Origin of the sequence: Lactococcus sp. FSL K6-0773 (genome assembly GCF_038006485.1) — a bacterium.
In the GTDB taxonomy this organism is placed as follows: Bacteria; Bacillota; Bacilli; order Lactobacillales; family Streptococcaceae; genus Lactococcus; species Lactococcus lactis.
This window is the reverse complement of record NZ_JBBOVF010000001.1, coordinates 1,408,871-1,426,598: the sequence shown is the minus strand read 5'-3', so window position 1 is coordinate 1,426,598 and position 17,728 is coordinate 1,408,871. Positions and strand designations below refer to the sequence as shown.

Here is a 17,728-nt window from a genome sequence, read left to right as displayed (position 1 = left end):
AAAATGTTTACATGTGTAAATTTTCACGTACTAAATATATTGATAATTTAGAAAAGTTTGCTATAATAATTTTTATAACACAAAAATAATTTCTATAAAGGAACAAAATATGTCTAAACTTCTTGTTGTAAAAGGTCACCCACTTACTGCTGATTATTCACTTTCACTCAAAGGTCTTGATGCTTTCGTCAAAGCCTATAAAGCTGCTCATCCAGAAGATGAAATTGAAGAACTAGATGTTTTCAGTGCTGATATTCCAACTTTGAATACTGAATTGGTCAGTGCAATGTTCGCAGGTGAGAATGCTGAACTTACAGCTTCACAAAAAGATAAATTGGCTCGTTTTGCTGGTTTTACAGAACAATTTTTGTCAGCTGATAAAGTAGTCATTGCTAATCCAATGTATAACTTGATGATTCCTGCTGAACTTAAATCTTGGGTTGATACAGTCAATGTTGCCGGTAAAACATTCAAATATACAGCCGAAGGTCCTGTTGGTTTAGCAAATGGCAAAAAAGTCTTGCACTTACAAGCTAATGGTGGAGTTTATGGAGCACAAGATCCAGCAACAATTTACATGTCAGCAATCTTCAATTTTATCGGTAGCGATTTTAGACAAATTGCCGTTGAAGGACATGCTTATGATCCAGAAAAAACAGAAGAACTTCTTTCTGAATTCATTAATAAAGTAGAGTTAGAAGCTCAAACATTCTAAAGAAAAGTCTGTCATTGAACAGACTTTTTATTGAATTTACAGACAGAAAATAGGAGAGTCATATTTTTTTCTGTCAGTAAATTGAAAGGATAAAAAATGGTAAAACATCTTTTTAATTCACATATTGATTGGGTAGGGGGAAGAAATTCCATCGGTGACTTACAGGCTGGGGCACTGAATGAAAAAATTTCAATTCCTAAAACTATGGATGGACCAGGAGTCGGAACAAATCCTGATGAAATGCTACTCGGAGCAGCCAGTACCTGTTATTCGATTACATTAGCTGCCATGCTTGAGCGAAATGATATTCTCCTGGAACATCTGAAAGTAGATGCTAAAGGAATAGTTGATGTGACAAAAGGAACCTTTACTTATGAAAAAATAACTTATCATGTCGCTATGAAATTGACAAAAGAGTCAGATGAAGTTAAAGCAATTAAACTTGCCAAACGGGCAGAAAGTTCTTGCATGATTTCAAGAGCGATTCAAGGAAATATTGAGTTAGAAACGATTATTAGAATTGAAAAATAAAAAGTTACTGACAGGTCTGTCAGTAACTTTTTATTTTAATTTTTATTTTTCCGACGTTCTAAGAAGTCAAAAAGTAATGTATGATGATTACTTGCAAGTGAATAATCTTCAAGAATATTAACATTAAGACGCATATCTTTGGCTTCTCGTGCAGTAATTGCTCCAGAAAGTTCATGTTCAAAAATGACTTTACGTTCCAAATAATAGGCCCGCATCATTTCGGTAATGTTGTTAGGCTGAGCCTTATTCATCATCCGTGAAATATGACCACCAGTTGCGACGATTTCAGATGTTCTTAAACGTTCTGATTGCAAGAAATTCAATAGTTGCTCATCAAAGACACCATTTAAATTATCAAGAGCTTGCAAGATAAGTTCGGTATTATTGAAATAAAGTTCAGTAATTTCATCTCGTGTTGTTTCCATTGCCGCCTTTGTTTTCTTGAAATAAAAGTCAACATGTAAGACACGAGAGGTAAGTAAATGAAAAGCACGCAAGGCAATAACATAAACAAATTGGATACTGGAAACCAGTGAATGGACAATACTTGTTTCTAATGAGCGAATATATCGTTGATAAGTTCGGTAAGTATACATTGAAATTTTATTTTCACGCAAGGCAACTTCAAGCCCTTCAGATTCAATTCGGATAATCAAAAGTTGCAAATCATTGTAATCAATCGCCATATCTGTTGACTCTTGTTCAATAATTAATTGTTGAATTCGTTCCTGATAAGCATCAATAGCGATATCATAACCCTGAGGGTTTTTAGCCGATTTCATATCCTGATGTAATTCATCAACTACCTCAGATAAAATCGCAATTTTAGAGATATTATTAACTTTAGAAACTTTTTTAACCGCAAAGAAAGGAAGAATGAACATTCCAACTAAGAAACTTAAGCCAGTTACCGCAGCGGCTAGAAAGACGAGAACGGGTTGAACATCTACAGTTCGTGGAACCAAAAGAATCGTTGCGATACTTACTGTTCCTTTAGAACCAGCAAAAGTGAGGAGAAATACATCATTCCAATAAGCAGAAAACGGTTGTTTTTGTTTAAGGGAGCGAAGCCAATAATAAAAAGCAATGACAATAAATCTGAGTGCAAATAATCCAGCAGTCAAGGCAAGAGCAAGAACAATTAAAAGTGCTGATGAATAAACAGGATCAACTAAAAGTGGAACTACAAGTTGATAAAGTTCAATTCCTAAGAAAAGAAAGACAAAGGAATTTAAAATAAATGTTAAAGTATCCCAAATTGTACTCTTGAGTTTTTCAACTTGAGCATCAAATAAAGTAGTTCTCTTAAGACCGTTTGCTGACATGACTCCAGCAACAACTGCAGCAATGATTCCAGAAACATGTAATTCTTCGGAAATGAGAAAGGCAGCAAGAGGAACGACCAGCTCTAAAAGAAGATAACCAGAAACATCCCGTGCGTCAACATCTTCCAGAAGTCTTAAGACAAGTCCTTTGATGTAAATTAAAGTAAAACCAATAGCAGCTCCACCAAGTGCTGAAATAACTAATTTCATTGTTGCATCTGGGAAAGAGAAATAACCAGTAACTAAAGCAACTAAAGCAATCTGAAAAGAAATAATTCCGGAAGCATCATTGAGCAAACCTTCACCTTGCAAAACACTCATAACCCGACGAGGGAAAGAGAAATTCTTTGATAAAGCTCCAACAGCTACAGCATCAGTAGGAGCGAGACTTGCTCCTAATGCAAAGCAAGCAGCTAAAGGTAATCCCATGTAAATCCAATTAGAAATCAAACCCAATCCAAGGGTTGTAATGAAGACAAGAGGGAAAATTAAAACTAAAATAATTTTACTATGTTTTAAAATGTGTTTGACATCAGCTTCTTCGCTTTCTCTAAAAAGAAGAGGAGCAATAATAAATCCTAAGAAAAATTCAGGTGCGACATGTAAAACCTCGTCAGCACCAAAAAAGCCCAAAATAAGTCCTAAAACCACTTGAATAAGAGGGAGGGCAAGTTTTGGGAAAACTTTGTTAAGGACATTTGAAAAAACTAATACCAAAAGGAAAACAATGACATAAAAAATAATATGGAGCATAGAGTCCTTTCTGTGTAATTGACTAATGAGCGCTAAAAAGTACAAAGTAGAGCTATCAAAGCTAGCTCTACCGTACCTAATCTACATAATTTATTTCAAACGATTAATTGCTTTTTTCTTCAAAGCAATTTTTTCATTGATTTTTGAGCAGTCTTTTTTACCTAAAAGCGCTTTACAACGTTTGAGTTCCAAATCAGTGAGTTGACGTTTTACACGTTCTTTACGAGCAGCATCAAACTCACCATTTTTAATTAATTCAAGTTTTTGTTCAAGAATTAATTTTTTATTTTTAACTGCATCAATATAATATTTAAGCTCAGAAATATCATCGGCACTTGCATTTTTAGCCAACAAATCCCCTAATTTTTCATCAAGGGTAACGAGCTTATCAGTAAGTAGTTCAAGTTTAGCGTTGAGCTTTTCTTCTTTTTCTTCATCCGAAAGGGCCATGAAAGCTTCAAATTTCTTACTATCATCAAGTTTTTCAGATTCTTCAGGACGTTTATTGATGTACATCTCACGCAATTTATTTAACTTATCTTCAAATTTTTTATCTATCATTTTGATCACCTAAAAACATATTCAGTACAGTTATTATAACATATTGTGGCCTAAAAGAAAGAGCAATGCTCAAATTTTTTAATAAAAAAAATCTGTCCCATTTAGAACAGAATTTTTGTTTTATTAATAAGTCAAAACGAAGTTTTTCTTTTTCCCACGACGAATGACAGTTAAACGATTTTCAATTTTATCTGAATCTGTAATAACATAATCAAGTGCTTGAACACGTTCACCATTGATATAAATCGCACCATTTGTAATATCTTCACGAGCTTGTCTTTTTGAAGGAGCTATTCCAGCAGAGATTAAAAGTTCAACTAAAGTTAAATCTTCATCATCAGTAACTTGATGTTGTGGAGCTGCTTTAAGACCAGTTAAGATTGATTTAGCATCTAATTGACGCAAATCTCCGCCGCCAAATAAGATTTCTGATGTTTTAACTGCTTGTTCATAAGCTGCTTTTCCGTGAACTAAGCTGACAACTTCACGAGCCAAAACTTTTTGGGCCAAACGCTCATGACGAGCTGCTTCAAATTGTTCTTCAATTTCAGCAATCTCTTCTAATGAAAGGAAGGTGAAAATTTTCAACATTTTTACAGCATCTGCATCATCAACATTAAGCCAAAATTGGTACATTTCATAAGGAGATGTTTTATCAGCATCAAGCCAAATTGCATTTCCTTCTGATTTACCGAATTTTTTACCAGTTGAATCTGTAATTAATGGAATAGTAATAACATGACCTTGCTTGTTCGCTTTACGACGTAAAAGCTCTGTTCCAGCAGTCATATTTCCCCATTGATCAGAACCACCAAGTTGTAAAGTAACATTGTGCAATTGGTTCAATTCGTAGAAATCATAACCTTGCATAATTTGGTAAGCAAATTCTGTATAAGAAATTCCACTTTCCATCCGTGATTTTACAGAGTCTTTAGAAATCATGTAGTTAACGGTGAAATGTTTACCCACATCTCTGAGGAAATCAATAAAAGTCAGATTTTCAAACCAGTTGTAGTTATTGGTCATTTCTGCCTTATTTTCACCATTTTCAAAATCCAGGAAACGCTCAAGCTGACTACGGATTTTTCCAGACCATTTTGTTACAGTGTCTTTTGTTTGAAGTGAACGTTCTGAATCTTTGAAAGAAGGATCACCAATCAAACCAGTTGCACCACCAACAAGCGCATAAGGTTTATGTCCAGCCATTTGTAGACGTTTCATTGTCAAAATTAGTACAAGATTACCTAAATGAAGGGAATCAGCGGTAGGGTCATATCCTACATAATAGGAAACCATGTCCTCCGTCAGCGCTTTAGAAAGCGCAGCTTCGTCCGTTGTTTGGAAAACCAAACCACGTGCTTTAAGTTCGTCAAAAATGTTCATAAAAAAATCCTTTCTATAATGATTGAGCTGTCCACTTTGGATAAAAAGTAAAAAAATTAACAGCACTGTTTTACATTATAACAAATTAATAAAAAAAATTCTGAAAGTGGCGAAAAATTATTTTAAATTTGATATAATAAAGGCATGAAAAAATCCTCAATTGACTCGCAAGAAGAAGCACGTGCGCGTTTAAAAGAAAAAATGGAAAATAAGCGGCGGAAACAAAGTAAGTCTCTGTCCAAAAATCCTAAAGATAATGATGAAAAATCGGGTTGGTCAATCACTTTTAAGGTGGTCCGCGGACTAATTGTAATTTTTGGAATAATTTTTGCTTTAGTGGGTGTCTTTGGTGCGGCGACAGGTGTAGGCTATTTTGCTCGATTGGTTGAGCAAACGAAGACACCAAATAAAACGGAAATGCTTGCAAAAATTAATGATATTCATGGCGTTTCTGTCATTAATTATAGTAATGGTCAAGCAATTTCGGATATCTCTAGTGATTTGGTGCGTGTTACCGTCAAAAGTGACGAGATTTCTCCTAATGTTAAAAATGCTTTAATTGCAACAGAAGATGATAGCTTTAAAACGAATAAGGGCGTGGTTCCTAAGGCAGTTGTTCGTGGAATTCTTGGTTCAGTAGGTGGTGGCACAAGTTCTGGTGGTTCAACCCTTACCCAACAGTTAATTAAACAACAAGTTTTAGGAGATAGTGTTACCTTCCAACGTAAAGCTAGTGAAATTGTCTATGCTCTTAAACTTAATAGCTACTTGAGTAAAGACCAAATTTTGACTGATTATTTAAATGTCTCACCTTTTGGGCGAAATAATAAAGGACAAAATATTGCAGGGATTCAAGAAGCTTCTCTTGGTATATTTGGAAAATCTGCTAAGGATTTAACAATACCTGAGGCTGCTTTTATTGCTGGGTTGCCACAAAGTCCTATCGTGTATTCTCCTTATGCGGCTGATGGTTCTCTAAAGTCAAAAGAAAACATGAGTTACGGTCTTGAACGTCAAAAAGAAGTCTTGTTTTATCTTTATCGTGGGGGCTATATTTCAGAAGCTGATTACAAGAAATACAAAGCTTATGATATTACAACAGAATTTTTACAACCAGGAGTAGCTCAATCACAAGAACATGGTTATTTATATAATGTTGTTTATAATGAAGCAATTACTGATATCTATAATTATTTGATTAAGCGAGATAAAGTTTCGGCAACTGATTTAGGAAATGATAGTACTAAACAACGTTATCGAGAATTAGCTGAACAGTCATTGCAAAACGGTGGTTATACAGTAACTACAACTATCAATCAACAAGTATATGATGCAATGCAAAATGCCGTAACTAATTACAGTGGTTTGATGCAAGACGGTACGGGTCTTATTCAAACTGGTAATGTCTTAATGGATAATAAAACAGGGGCTGTTTATGGCTTTATTGGCGGTTTGGATTTTTCACAAAGCCAAGTAAACCATGCTTTTGATACTAAACGTTCACCTGGTTCTTCAATCAAACCAATACTAGCTTATGGACCGGCAATTGACATGGGCTTGATGGGTTCTGCAAGTGTTCTATCTAACTATCCCGCAAAATATTCGAGTGGGCAAGACATCGAACACGTCGGCAATAAGGGAACGGAGATGATGCCATTTTCAGAAGCCTTGAATGTTTCTTATAATATTCCTGCTTATTGGACCTATCAAACGATTTTGAATAAAGGAAAATCTGTTGAACCTTACATGACGAAGATGGGATATGATGTTGCAGATTATTCTGTAGAGTCACTTCCTCTTGGAGGAGGAATTGATCCAACGGTGGTTCAACATACGAATGGTTATCAAACTTTAGCCAATGGTGGAAAATATGAGCCTTGGTATATTGTTGATAGTATCAAAGATGATACGGGAAATGTAATTTATCAACATCAAAGTACTGGGGGAACTCAAGTTTATTCAGAAGCAACATCTACCATTATGGAATATATGCTTCAAGATGCTATTAAATCTCAAAAAACAAGTAAGTTTTATGGTGAGTTACAAAGCCTTAATTCTTCTCTTGCAACTAATGTTCAATGGGCTGGTAAAACAGGAACAACTGATAATTATACAGACGTTTGGATGATGCTTTCGACACCTTCAGTGACACTTGGTAGTTGGGCTGGTCACGATGACAATTCTGCAATGTCTCAAAATTCAGGTTTTATTAATAACGCAAAATTTACAGCTAATTTGGTGAATGCAATTAATGCTGCCGATCCAAATATTTTCGGACCTGGTCAAAAATTTACTGACCCTAATAGTGATCCAAATGTGACTAAGAGTAAAGTATTAGTTTCTACGGGTGAAAAACCAGGAAAAGTTAATGTTAAATTATCAAATGGTAAGACACAAGAGGTTAATCTCGGTGGAGACACTACGACAAGCTTCTGGGCTACAAAGTCTGGTGCCCCTACAACCACATATGATTTTTCTATTGGTGGTTCGGCAAGTGATATAGCTGCTGGTTGGAAAAAGATATTGCCTAATTATAACTTTGGTCAATAAAATACAAAAAATCACTAGGATAGGTTTCCTAGTGATTTTTTCTTTTGTTTTTTAAATTTAATAGTTTTTAATTTCAGCTACTTTTTCAGTACTAAGTGATGTTACGATATTTCTCAAGAAAGTTTGTGCTTGATTGAAATCATCAATATTGAAAATTGTTTGATGACTGTGAATATAACGAGCAACAACACCAATCGTTGTTGAAGGGACTCCATTATTAGCTAAGTGGGCAGCACCTGCATCAGTTCCACCTTTAGCCATATAAACTTGGGTTTTAACTTTAGCCTTATCAGCAGTTTCAAGCAAGAAATTTTTCATTCCAGGGAGCATAATATGACCTGGGTCAAAGAAACGAAGCGTTGTTCCTTCTCCAAGACGACCGTTGTCATCACCAAACGTATCACTAGCAGGTGAACAATCAACAGCAAAGAACAAATCAGGCTTGAACATAGTTGTAGAAACTTTGGCTCCACGAAGGCCAACTTCTTCTTGAACATTGGCTCCGATAATCAATGTAGCAGGTAATTCTTTGTCAGCTAAAAATTCAAGAAGTTCAAGAATCATTAAACAACCGTAACGATTGTCCCAAGCTTTAGAAATAATATTTTTACCATTAGCAGAGAGAATTGTTTCAGTTTCTGGAATGATTACATCGCCTTGAGCGATTCCAAATTCTGTAGCTTCTGCAGCATTCTCAAAAGCTCCATCAAAGACAATATCAGAAATGGCAGGAATTTGAGGAGTAACACCAGTTCCACGAAGAAGATGTGGAGGAAGCCCACCAGTTACGACAGGAATTTTTTTACCTGTACGTGTGAATAATGTAAAACGTTGTCCAGAGACAACTAAAGGATTCCAACCACCAAGTGGAACGACCCGGAATGTTCCGTCAGCTTTGATTGAGCTGACCATAAAGCCAACTTCATCCATGTGGGCTGCAATCATAATACGTGGGGCATTTGCTACTTTTGAAGTTTTAGTGACAAATATACCACCAAGACCATCAAATTCTGGCTGGTAACCAAGAGCAATCATGCGTGTTTTTAAATAGTCACGAACAGATCCCTCAAAACCAGAAGTCGCTTGAATTTCTGTCAGTGCTTTTACTTTGTCGAATAGTTCCATTTTTCTCCTCCGGAATACTGAAAAATTTACTGACAGATTTGTCAGCAAAAATTTTGATGATTTACACTATAATTATACCAAGAAATATGTTAAAATTTCCATATGAAAAAAATACTAAAGTTTGGTTTGGGAATTATTGCGGGTGCAACAGTTGCTCACGTTGCTTATCATGGCTATAAAACTATGGAAGAAGAAGTGATTCATGAACTTACTGACAGAGCTCGGCAACATTTTTCAACAAGAAAAATAGACGCTTTTTGGATTTTTGAGGAGCCAACTACGGGTGCTCTTTTTGAGGGAGGACTTGTCAGTGAAAATAAGGCAATCACTTTTGAAATCAATGCTAAAACTTTAGAAGTCTTTGAAAAAAATGAAAAAATTCTGTAAGAAAGCTTAGTATTCATTTAGAAATAAAAGGAGAATGTAGAATGATTATTCCAGAAAATATTGAAAATTTAGCCGAACTTGTAAAAGGACCGGAAAAGACAGTCTTCTTTTTCACGGCTGGTTGGTGCGGAGATTGTAATTTTATTAAGCCAAAAATGCCAGAAATTGAAGTAGAAAATCCAGACTTTAAATTTGTTGAAGTAGACCGTGATGAATATATGGATCTTGCGATTGAATGGGGAATTATGGGAATTCCAAGTTTTGTCGTGATTGAGGATGGCAAAGAAAAAGCTCGTCTAGTAAATAAATTACGTAAAACAAAAGAAGAAGTCAATACTTTCTTAGCGAGTGCGAAATAGTATCATCGCAGGACAAGCGTTGATATATTAAGAATTATATTCTATAATAATCAAAGTTAAGAAATTAAAAGGGAAAAATAAGAAAATGATTGCAACATACAACACAAATGTCGGTGACGTTTTAATGCTTATCACTGCAAATGATAAGGGAGAAAAAGTAAACTTCGAACGTAAGGGAAAAGTAGCTCGTGTTTTTATTGAAGAAACTGGAGCGACGGTTGCTTGGAATATTTTTGAAGCGAAATCTCTATTGGCTAATTTGTCAGGAAATGGTCAAGTCGTCTTATCATCTGATGATATTGAAACGTTGAACAAAGAGCTTGGTAAATCAGGATTTAGCGATGTTCTTGTTCACGATGCACAACCCAAATTTGTTGTCGCTGAAATTGTTGAAATGGAAGATCATCCAGATTCAGACCATTTACATATCTGTAAAGTTAATGTTGGTTTTGCCGATCCAGTACAAATTGTTTGTGGTGCTCCAAACGCAGCTCTTGGCTTAAAAACAGTTGCTGCTTTACCTGGTGCTATGATGCCTAACGGCTCATTGATTTTCCCAGGAGCCCTTCGTGGTGTTCAATCTTACGGAATGCTTTGTTCAGCTCGTGAACTTGAATTACCAAATGCTCCTGAGGTTCGTGGAATCATTGAATTATCATCAGATTTATCCGCTGGTAAAGCTTTTGATTCAGAAACAATGTGGCAAGCATAATAATAAAACTGTCAAAATAGTTTATTTTGGCAGTTTTTTTTATCTAAAAAAATAAAATAATTTTTTCACAAAGTTCACAAGCGCTTACAAAAGAAAATAGAAGGACTTATGCTAAACTGAATAATGTAAAAAGAATTTTACATTTAAAGGAGAATTATTAGCATGAAAATCGTAGTTATCGGTACGAACCACGCAGGCATTGCTACAGCAAATACATTAATTGATCAATATCCAGGCCATGAGATTGTTATGATTGACCGTAACAGTAATATGAGTTACTTGGGGTGTGGGACAGCTATTTGGGTCGGAAGACAAATTGAAAAACCAGATGAGCTGTTTTATGCCAAAGCAGAAGATTTTGAAAAAAAGGGAGTAAAGATATTAACAGAAACAGAAGTTTCAGAAATTGACTTTACTAATAAAATGATTTATGCCAAGTCAAAAACTGGAGAAAAGATTACAGAAAGTTATGATAAACTCGTTCTGGCAACAGGTTCACGTCCAATTATTCCTAACTTGCCAGGAAAAGATCTTAAAGGCATTCATTTTTTAAAACTTTTTCAAGAAGGGCAAGCCATTGACGAAGAGTTTGCTAAGAATGATGTGAAACGGATTGCTGTGATTGGTGCTGGTTATATTGGGACAGAAATTGCTGAAGCTGCCAAACGTCGTGGAAAAGAAGTCCTACTTTTTGATGCAGAAAGTACTTCACTTGCTTCATATTATGATGAAGAGTTTGCTAAAGGGATGGATGAAAATCTTGCCCAACATGGAATTGAACTCCATTTTGGGGAATTAGCTCAAGAGTTTAAGGCAAATGAAAAAGGTCATGTATCACAGATTGTAACTAATAAATCAACTTATGATGTTGACCTCGTTATTAATTGTATTGGCTTTACAGCCAATAGTGCATTGGCTGGTGAACATTTAGAAACCTTTAAAAATGGAGCAATCAAAGTGGATAAACATCAACAAAGTAGTGACCCAGATGTTTCTGCTGTAGGAGATGTTGCCACAATCTATTCTAATGCTTTACAAGACTTCACCTACATTGCCCTTGCCTCAAACGCTGTTCGCTCAGGGATTGTTGCTGGTCATAATATTGGAGGAAAATCAATAGAGTCTGTTGGTGTACAAGGTTCTAATGGAATCTCTATTTTTGGTTACAATATGACTTCTACGGGCTTGTCGGTTAAAGCTGCGAAAAAAATCGGCCTAGAAGTTTCATTTAGTGATTTTGAAGATAAGCAAAAAGCATGGTTCCTTCATGAAAATAATGATAGTGTGAAAATTCGTATCGTTTATGAAACAAAAAGTCGCAGAATTATTGGTGCTCAACTTGCTAGCAAGAGTGAAATAATTGCAGGAAATATTAATATGTTTAGTTTAGCTATTCAAGAAAAGAAAACGATTGATGAATTAGCCTTACTTGATTTATTCTTCTTACCACACTTCAATAGTCCATATAATTACATGACTGTTGCAGCTTTAAATGCAAAATAAACCATAAAAAATCTATCAATTGATAGATTTTATATTTTTTTGTGACAAATGTCCTAACTTTACGTATAAAAAGTTAGGAGGATTTTATTATGAATAAAACCATGTTAATTGGACGCTTAACCAGTGCGCCAGAAATTTCAAAAACAACAAATGATAAATCATATGTCCGTGTGACCTTGGCAGTCAATCGCCGTTTCAAAAATGAAAAAGGAGAACGAGAGGCAGATTTTATTTCAATTATTATTTGGGGAAAATCTGCAGAAACTTTAGTTTCTTACGCAAAAAAAGGAAGTCTTATTTCAATTGAAGGAGAAATTAGAACTAGAAATTATACGGATAAGCAAAATCAAAAACATTATGTCACAGAAATCTTAGGACTGAGTTATGATTTACTTGAAAGTAGGGCAACAATCGCTTTACGAGAAAGCGCTATAAAGACTGAAGAAACCTTACTTGATGCGGAAGAACTCCCTTTCTAATTTATTTCATAAAATCTAAATGTTTTCTCTTGACTAAATCTGACCATTGAGATAAAATAAGAATATGTTAGCACTCGTTTAATAAGAGTGCTAAAAAATAAAAAATGGAGGAAAATATAATGTTGAAACCTTTAGAGAATCGCGTAGTTTTACGTGTAAAAGAAGAAGAGGAAAAATCAATGGGTGGAATTGTGTTAACAAGCGCTTCCCAAGAAAAACCTCAAACAGCTGAAGTTGTTGCCGTCGGTGAAGGGAAAACAAATCATCATGGAACACTGATTTCTCCACTCGTAAAAGTAGGGGACACAGTAATTTTTGAAAAATTTGCTGGAACGACCGTAAAAATGGATGGTGAAGAATTCTTGATTCTCAAAGATTCAGACCTTCTTGCAATTGTAGAGTAAAATTATAAAAGCAATCATTTTTTTGGTTGTCTTTTGTCTATCTTAAAATCTATAAAATTAAAAATATATTCTTAAAAAGGAGCTAAAATGTCAAAAGATATTAAATTTTCAAGTGATGCTAGAACAGCGATGATGCGTGGGATTGATATTCTTGCTGATACAGTAAAAACAACCCTTGGACCAAAAGGTCGCAATGTTGTTCTTGAAAAATCATATGGATCACCTTTAATTACAAACGATGGTGTAACGATTGCCAAAGAGATTGAACTTGAAGATCATTTTGAAAATATGGGAGCTAAACTTGTTTCAGAAGTTGCTTCAAAAACAAATGATATCGCAGGTGACGGTACAACAACAGCGACAGTTTTGACACAAGCTATCGTTCGTGAAGGTTTAAAAAATGTTACCGCAGGTGCAAATCCAGTTGGTATTCGCCGAGGAATTGAACTTGCTGCTGAAACAGCTGTTGCGTCAATTAAAGAGATGGCAATTCCTGTCCACGATAAATCAGCAATTGCGCAAGTAGCTACCGTTTCATCACGTAGTGAAAAAGTGGGTGAGTATATTTCTGATGCAATGGAACGTGTAGGTTCTGACGGAGTTATCACCATTGAAGAATCAAAAGGGATGCAAACTGAACTCGATGTTGTTGAAGGAATGCAATTTGACCGTGGATATTTGAGTCAATATATGGTTTCTAATACAGAAAAAATGGTTGCTGAATTAGATAATCCTTATATTCTTATTACCGACAAAAAAATCTCAAACATTCAAGAAATTTTACCGCTCCTTGAACAAATCTTGAAAACAAATCGTCCACTTCTTATTGTAGCTGATGATGTTGATGGAGAAGCATTGCCAACGCTTGTTCTTAATAAGATTAAAGGTGTCTTCAATGTTGTAGCTGTAAAAGCACCAGGATTTGGTGATCGTCGTAAAGCTCAATTGGAAGATTTGGCTATCTTGACAGGTGGTACAGTAATTACTGAAGAACTTGGTCTTGATCTTAAAGATGCTACTCTTGAAGCTTTAGGACAAGCAGCTAAGGCAACTGTGGATAAAGACCACACAACAATTGTTGAAGGTGCTGGTTCTGCTGATGCTATTTCTGATCGTGTAGCTATTATTAAAGCGCAAATTGAAAAAACAACTTCTGATTTTGATCGTGAAAAATTACAAGAACGTCTTGCAAAATTAGCTGGTGGTGTTGCAGTTGTTAAAGTTGGTGCTGCAACTGAAACAGAGCTCAAAGCAATGAAACTCTTGATTGAAGATGCACTTAATGCAACACGTGCAGCCGTTGAGGAAGGTATTGTTTCTGGTGGTGGTACAGCACTTGTTAATGCTATTGCTGCTTTGGATAAACTTTCAGAAGAAGGAGATATTCAAACAGGTATTAACATTGTTCGCCGTGCTCTTGAAGAACCAGTTCGTCAAATTGCTGCCAATGCAGGATATGAAGGTTCAGTTATCATTGATAAACTTCGTTCAGAAGAAGTAGGTACAGGATTCAATGCTGCAACTGGTCAATGGGTTAATATGATTGAAGAAGGAATTGTTGACCCTGCAAAAGTAACTCGTTCAGCTTTGCAAAACGCGGCTTCTGTTGCTGGTTTAATTTTGACTACTGAAGCAGTAGTTGCTAATAAGCCAGAACCAGCTGCTCCAGCTATGCCTCCAATGGACCCTAGCATGGGAATGGGTGGTATGATGTAATAAAAAAGAACCCTTAGGGTTCTTTTTTTATTTGCTGATGAGTAACTAAATATCGTAAAGTTGACTAGCATGTTCGTGACTAGTATCAAGGATCTTCAAGTCCTTTTTGGTATCGACATCATGTTGCTGTAAGTAACCATCCATAGTAAGATGAGCAAGTTCTTTGATATTATTATTTAAACTCAAGTGCCCTAGAAAAATTCGTTTTGTCTTATTACCATGAATACTAAAAGCAGCCTCAGCGCCGTCCTCATTAGATAAGTGGCCTTGGTCACTTAGGATACGTTGCTTTGTCCGCCAAGGATAAGCTCCCATGCGGAGTATCTCAATGTCATGGTTTGATTCCATAAGATAAGCATCTGCATTTTCAATGGTTCCACGCATTCTATCGGATACATAACCTGTATCAGTTAGCATAACAAAACTTTTGTTATCTTTCATGAAACGATAAAACTGTGGTGCGATAGCATCGTGACTCACGCCGAAAGATTCAATATCAATATCACCAAAAGTCATTGTTTTTCCCATTTCAAACAGATGTTTTTGTTCAACAGGGATTTTTCCTAAAGCATTTTTACTATCTAGTTCAGACCAAGTATCTTCATTTGCGTAAAGGTCAATACCATATTTTCTTGCCAAAACACCAATCCCTTTGATATGGTCACTATGTTCATGGGTAATTAATAAAGCATCAATATCATGAATGTCACGGTCAATTTCTGATAGTAAACTTTCTATTTTTTTTCCAGATAGTCCGGCATCAACAAGAATTTTTTTCTTTGGAGTTTCTAAGTAAAAAGAATTTCCTGTTGAACCAGAGGCTAAAATGGAATATTTAAAGCCATTTTGTTCAGTCATACAGTCTATTGTAGCAGAAAAATAGTGGGATTGCCATGAGCTTTTATATTTTATTTGAAAATAAATTTATCAGGAAATTCATTACCTTAAGAGAGTTTTTTGTGGTAAAAGTCTAGGTTTATTCATAAAAAAAGAGTCCACAAATATGTATGGACTCTTTTTAGGGGAAATTATTCATTATCCTCAAATTCAAACTCATCAGTGCCATCATCCCAGTCATCTGCGGCTTCTAAAGAATATGGAAGAGTGAAACTAAAGGTCGTTCCTTTTCCTTCTCCTTCAGAACTTGCAAAAATTGTTCCGCCATGTATTTTAACAATATCATGGACAATAGAGAGGCCTAAACCTGTCCCCCCAACTTTTGAATTTCTTGAAGCATTATCAACTCGGTAGAAACGGTCAAAAATCTTAAGTAAATCAGATTTTGGAATCCCCATTCCTTGGTCACTGATGGAGATTAGAACATCACTTTCACGTTTTTCAACGGAAATTGTAATAGTTCCACCTTTAGGTGAATACTTAATTGCATTTCCGATGATATTGTCAATGACTTGAGCAATTTTATCGGTATCAATTTCGACCCAGATGGGCTGTTCAGAGTATTTTCTGACTAGAGTGAAATTAGAAGAGATTAAATCGTTTGATTCGGTTTCTAAAATTTGGTCTAAACGGTTAATTTGATAGTCTAAGAAGGCAATTAAATTAATCATTTCTTTATTAAGAACGATTCGGTCTTGATCCATTCTTGATAAAGTCAAAAGGTCGGAAATCATTCGAATCATCCGATTAGTTTCAGTAAGTGAAACATTAATAAAGGATGAAGCTGTTTCTTTATCCTCAATGGCTCCGTCTTCTAGTGCTTCCAAGTAGGCTTTTACTGAGGTGAGCGGAGTTCGGAGTTCATGAGAAACATTGGAAACAAAGAGACGGCGCTCTCGTTCGGCCTTGTCTTGTTCAGTCATATCATGTAAGACGGCAATAATTCCTGAGATGAAACCAGATTCACGACGAAAGAGGGAAAATTTAATGTGGAGCGAAATGGATTCATTCCCAGAATCATGTGTCTCAATAGTTATTTCAGGTTCTTTTTCTAATAAATCATAAAAATTATATTGGTCAGTAATTTTTAAAACTTCAACAATATTTTTTTGCATCAAGAGATCATTATCTGTATTCAAATAGTGCAAAGCTGATTTATTGGCCATAATAATATTTCCACGACGATCGGTGGCAATGACGCCATCAACCATATATGCGAGAATACTATCTAATTGATTACGCTGATTTTCAAGATTGTTCTGCGTGCGAACAATATCTTCACCAAGTTTTAAAATTTCATCATATAATTCATTGATTTCACTCGTCCCTTTTGGGATTTTATCGCGATTTAAATAGCCATTTTTTATGTCATTTATCTGTTTAGAAACATTCACAATCATGCGATGTTGCTGATTGAGAAAGACTAAAACAAAGACGAGTGAAAATAAGTAATAACCAATAAAAGTACTTAAATGAGCAAAATTGTAATCAAAACTGCTCATAAAAAGGATGACAAAAAGAAGTAGGTGTGCAACTACTCCTTTAAAAATCATTGAATTAAAAAATTTAATCATGTGGGTTGCTCATGTAGTAGCCAACCCCGCGGCGTGTTGAAACGTATTGTGGACGGCTTGGAGTATCTTCAACTTTTTCACGTAAACGACGAACAGTAACGTCAACTGTACGAACATCTCCAAAGTAGTCATAACCCCAAACGGTTTCCAAAAGGTTTTCACGAGTGATCACTTCGCCAAGGTGTTGAGCAAGGTAGTAAAGCAATTCAAACTCACGGTGTGTAAGGTCGAGTTGTTTATCATTTTTATAAGCCGCATAGTGTGCTGGATTGATACGGAGGTTTCCGATAATCAATTCTTTCTTGACATTGTCAGTAGATTCAGCAGGTGCGACATTGATACGACGCAAGTTTGCTTTAATACGAGCTAATAGTTCACGGTTTGAGAATGGTTTTGTGACATAATCATCAGCACCAAGTTCAAGACCAATTACTTTGTCAAATTCACTATCTTTAGCTGACACCATAATAATTGGAGTGTCAGAAGTTTTACGGATTTCACGTGCAACATCAAGACCATCAAGTTTAGGTAACATCAAATCAAGCAGAATAAGGTCAGGTTGTACTTCTTTAAATGCTTCAAGAGCTTCTTCACCATCAAAAGCTGTAAAGACTTCAAAACCTTCTTTGGTTAAATTAAATTTTACGATATCTGAGATTGGTTTTTCATCATCAACAACAAGAATTTTTTTCATAGTTGTCCTTTCAAGTGGAAAATTTTTTATTGAATGTTACTCGTATTTATTTGAATTAAC

The 17,728-nt window shown here is 35.4% G+C and carries 17 protein-coding genes; 10 read left to right on the top strand and 7 right to left on the bottom strand.

The features are described 5' to 3' along the window. Positions 1-109 precede the first annotated feature (109 nt). Together MHB61_RS06865 and MHB61_RS06860 are read left to right on the top strand one after the other, a co-directional pair. On the top strand, positions 110-715 hold the full coding sequence (locus tag MHB61_RS06865; RefSeq protein WP_003131603.1) for an FMN-dependent NADH-azoreductase: 606 nt from the start codon (positions 110-112) through the stop codon (positions 713-715). 96 nt (positions 716-811) lie between these two features. Beyond that, the gene (locus MHB61_RS06860; RefSeq protein ID WP_003131602.1) at positions 812-1,246 is read left to right on the top strand and encodes an OsmC family protein; all 435 of its coding nucleotides are present in this window, start codon (positions 812-814) and stop codon (positions 1,244-1,246) included. Between the two features lie 35 nt (positions 1,247-1,281). Here MHB61_RS06860 and MHB61_RS06855 read toward each other — a convergent pair whose 3' ends face one another. The 3 genes from MHB61_RS06855 to tyrS all read right to left on the bottom strand — a co-directional run bounded on the left by MHB61_RS06855 (position 1,282) and on the right by tyrS (position 5,268). Beyond that, positions 1,282-3,324 carry a cation:proton antiporter gene (locus MHB61_RS06855; RefSeq protein WP_003131601.1) on the bottom strand — a complete coding sequence of 681 codons (2,043 nt, stop codon included), beginning with the start codon at positions 3,322-3,324 and terminating at the stop codon, positions 1,282-1,284. A gap of 90 nt (positions 3,325-3,414) precedes the next feature. Beyond that, on the bottom strand, positions 3,415-3,885 hold the full coding sequence (locus tag MHB61_RS06850; RefSeq protein WP_010905310.1) for a hypothetical protein: 471 nt from the start codon (positions 3,883-3,885) through the stop codon (positions 3,415-3,417). A 123-nt stretch (positions 3,886-4,008) separates the two neighbouring features. Further along, complete coding sequence (gene tyrS, locus MHB61_RS06845) at positions 4,009-5,268, bottom strand: tyrosine--tRNA ligase (RefSeq protein ID WP_003131599.1); 1,260 nt, start codon at positions 5,266-5,268, stop codon at positions 4,009-4,011. 144 nt (positions 5,269-5,412) lie between these two features. On the opposite strand from tyrS, the gene MHB61_RS06840 reads away from it, so the two are divergent. Next, a complete protein-coding gene (locus MHB61_RS06840; protein ID WP_137016370.1) occupies positions 5,413-7,818 on the top strand; it encodes a transglycosylase domain-containing protein in 2,406 nt (801 codons plus the stop codon). A 57-nt stretch (positions 7,819-7,875) separates the two neighbouring features. Here MHB61_RS06840 and pepA read toward each other — a convergent pair whose 3' ends face one another. Further along, on the bottom strand, positions 7,876-8,943 hold the full coding sequence (gene pepA / locus MHB61_RS06835) for a glutamyl aminopeptidase (protein ID WP_014570380.1): 1,068 nt from the start codon (positions 8,941-8,943) through the stop codon (positions 7,876-7,878). A gap of 102 nt (positions 8,944-9,045) precedes the next feature. On the opposite strand from pepA, the gene MHB61_RS06830 reads away from it, so the two are divergent. From MHB61_RS06830 to groL, 7 genes are all read left to right on the top strand, one after another. Next, positions 9,046-9,330 (top strand): hypothetical protein, encoded by a 285-nt coding sequence (locus MHB61_RS06830; protein ID WP_003131596.1) that lies wholly within the window; start codon positions 9,046-9,048, stop codon positions 9,328-9,330. A gap of 41 nt (positions 9,331-9,371) precedes the next feature. Next, positions 9,372-9,689: a thioredoxin family protein gene (locus MHB61_RS06825; RefSeq protein WP_003131595.1), complete on the top strand. Its 318-nt coding sequence runs from the start codon at positions 9,372-9,374 to the stop codon at positions 9,687-9,689. Positions 9,690-9,774: 85 nt separating this feature from the next. Next, positions 9,775-10,401 (top strand): YtpR family tRNA-binding protein, encoded by a 627-nt coding sequence (ytpR, locus tag MHB61_RS06820; RefSeq protein WP_003131594.1) that lies wholly within the window; start codon positions 9,775-9,777, stop codon positions 10,399-10,401. 162 nt (positions 10,402-10,563) lie between these two features. After that, entirely contained in the window at positions 10,564-11,904 is a 1,341-nt protein-coding gene (gene nox / locus MHB61_RS06815; RefSeq protein WP_014570381.1) for a H2O-forming NADH oxidase, read from the top strand. An 89-nt stretch (positions 11,905-11,993) separates the two neighbouring features. Next, the gene (locus tag MHB61_RS06810; RefSeq protein ID WP_010905314.1) at positions 11,994-12,383 is read left to right on the top strand and encodes a single-stranded DNA-binding protein; all 390 of its coding nucleotides are present in this window, start codon (positions 11,994-11,996) and stop codon (positions 12,381-12,383) included. Positions 12,384-12,502: 119 nt separating this feature from the next. Further along, a complete protein-coding gene (gene groES / locus MHB61_RS06805) occupies positions 12,503-12,787 on the top strand; it encodes a co-chaperone GroES (RefSeq protein WP_003131589.1) in 285 nt (94 codons plus the stop codon). An 87-nt stretch (positions 12,788-12,874) separates the two neighbouring features. Then, the gene (groL, locus tag MHB61_RS06800) at positions 12,875-14,503 is read left to right on the top strand and encodes a chaperonin GroEL (RefSeq protein WP_003131585.1); all 1,629 of its coding nucleotides are present in this window, start codon (positions 12,875-12,877) and stop codon (positions 14,501-14,503) included. A gap of 45 nt (positions 14,504-14,548) precedes the next feature. Here the strand turns inward: groL and MHB61_RS06795 are convergent, their stop codons facing one another. The 3 genes from MHB61_RS06795 to yycF form a co-directional block, all read right to left on the bottom strand. Then, a complete protein-coding gene (locus MHB61_RS06795; RefSeq protein WP_003131583.1) occupies positions 14,549-15,361 on the bottom strand; it encodes an MBL fold metallo-hydrolase in 813 nt (270 codons plus the stop codon). 170 nt (positions 15,362-15,531) lie between these two features. After that, entirely contained in the window at positions 15,532-16,974 is a 1,443-nt protein-coding gene (locus tag MHB61_RS06790; RefSeq protein ID WP_014570382.1) for a sensor histidine kinase, read from the bottom strand. Next, a complete protein-coding gene (yycF, locus tag MHB61_RS06785) occupies positions 16,967-17,668 on the bottom strand; it encodes a response regulator YycF (protein WP_003131580.1) in 702 nt (233 codons plus the stop codon). Before yycF ends, MHB61_RS06790 begins: the two co-directional genes overlap by 8 nt. Positions 17,669-17,728 lie beyond the last annotated feature (60 nt).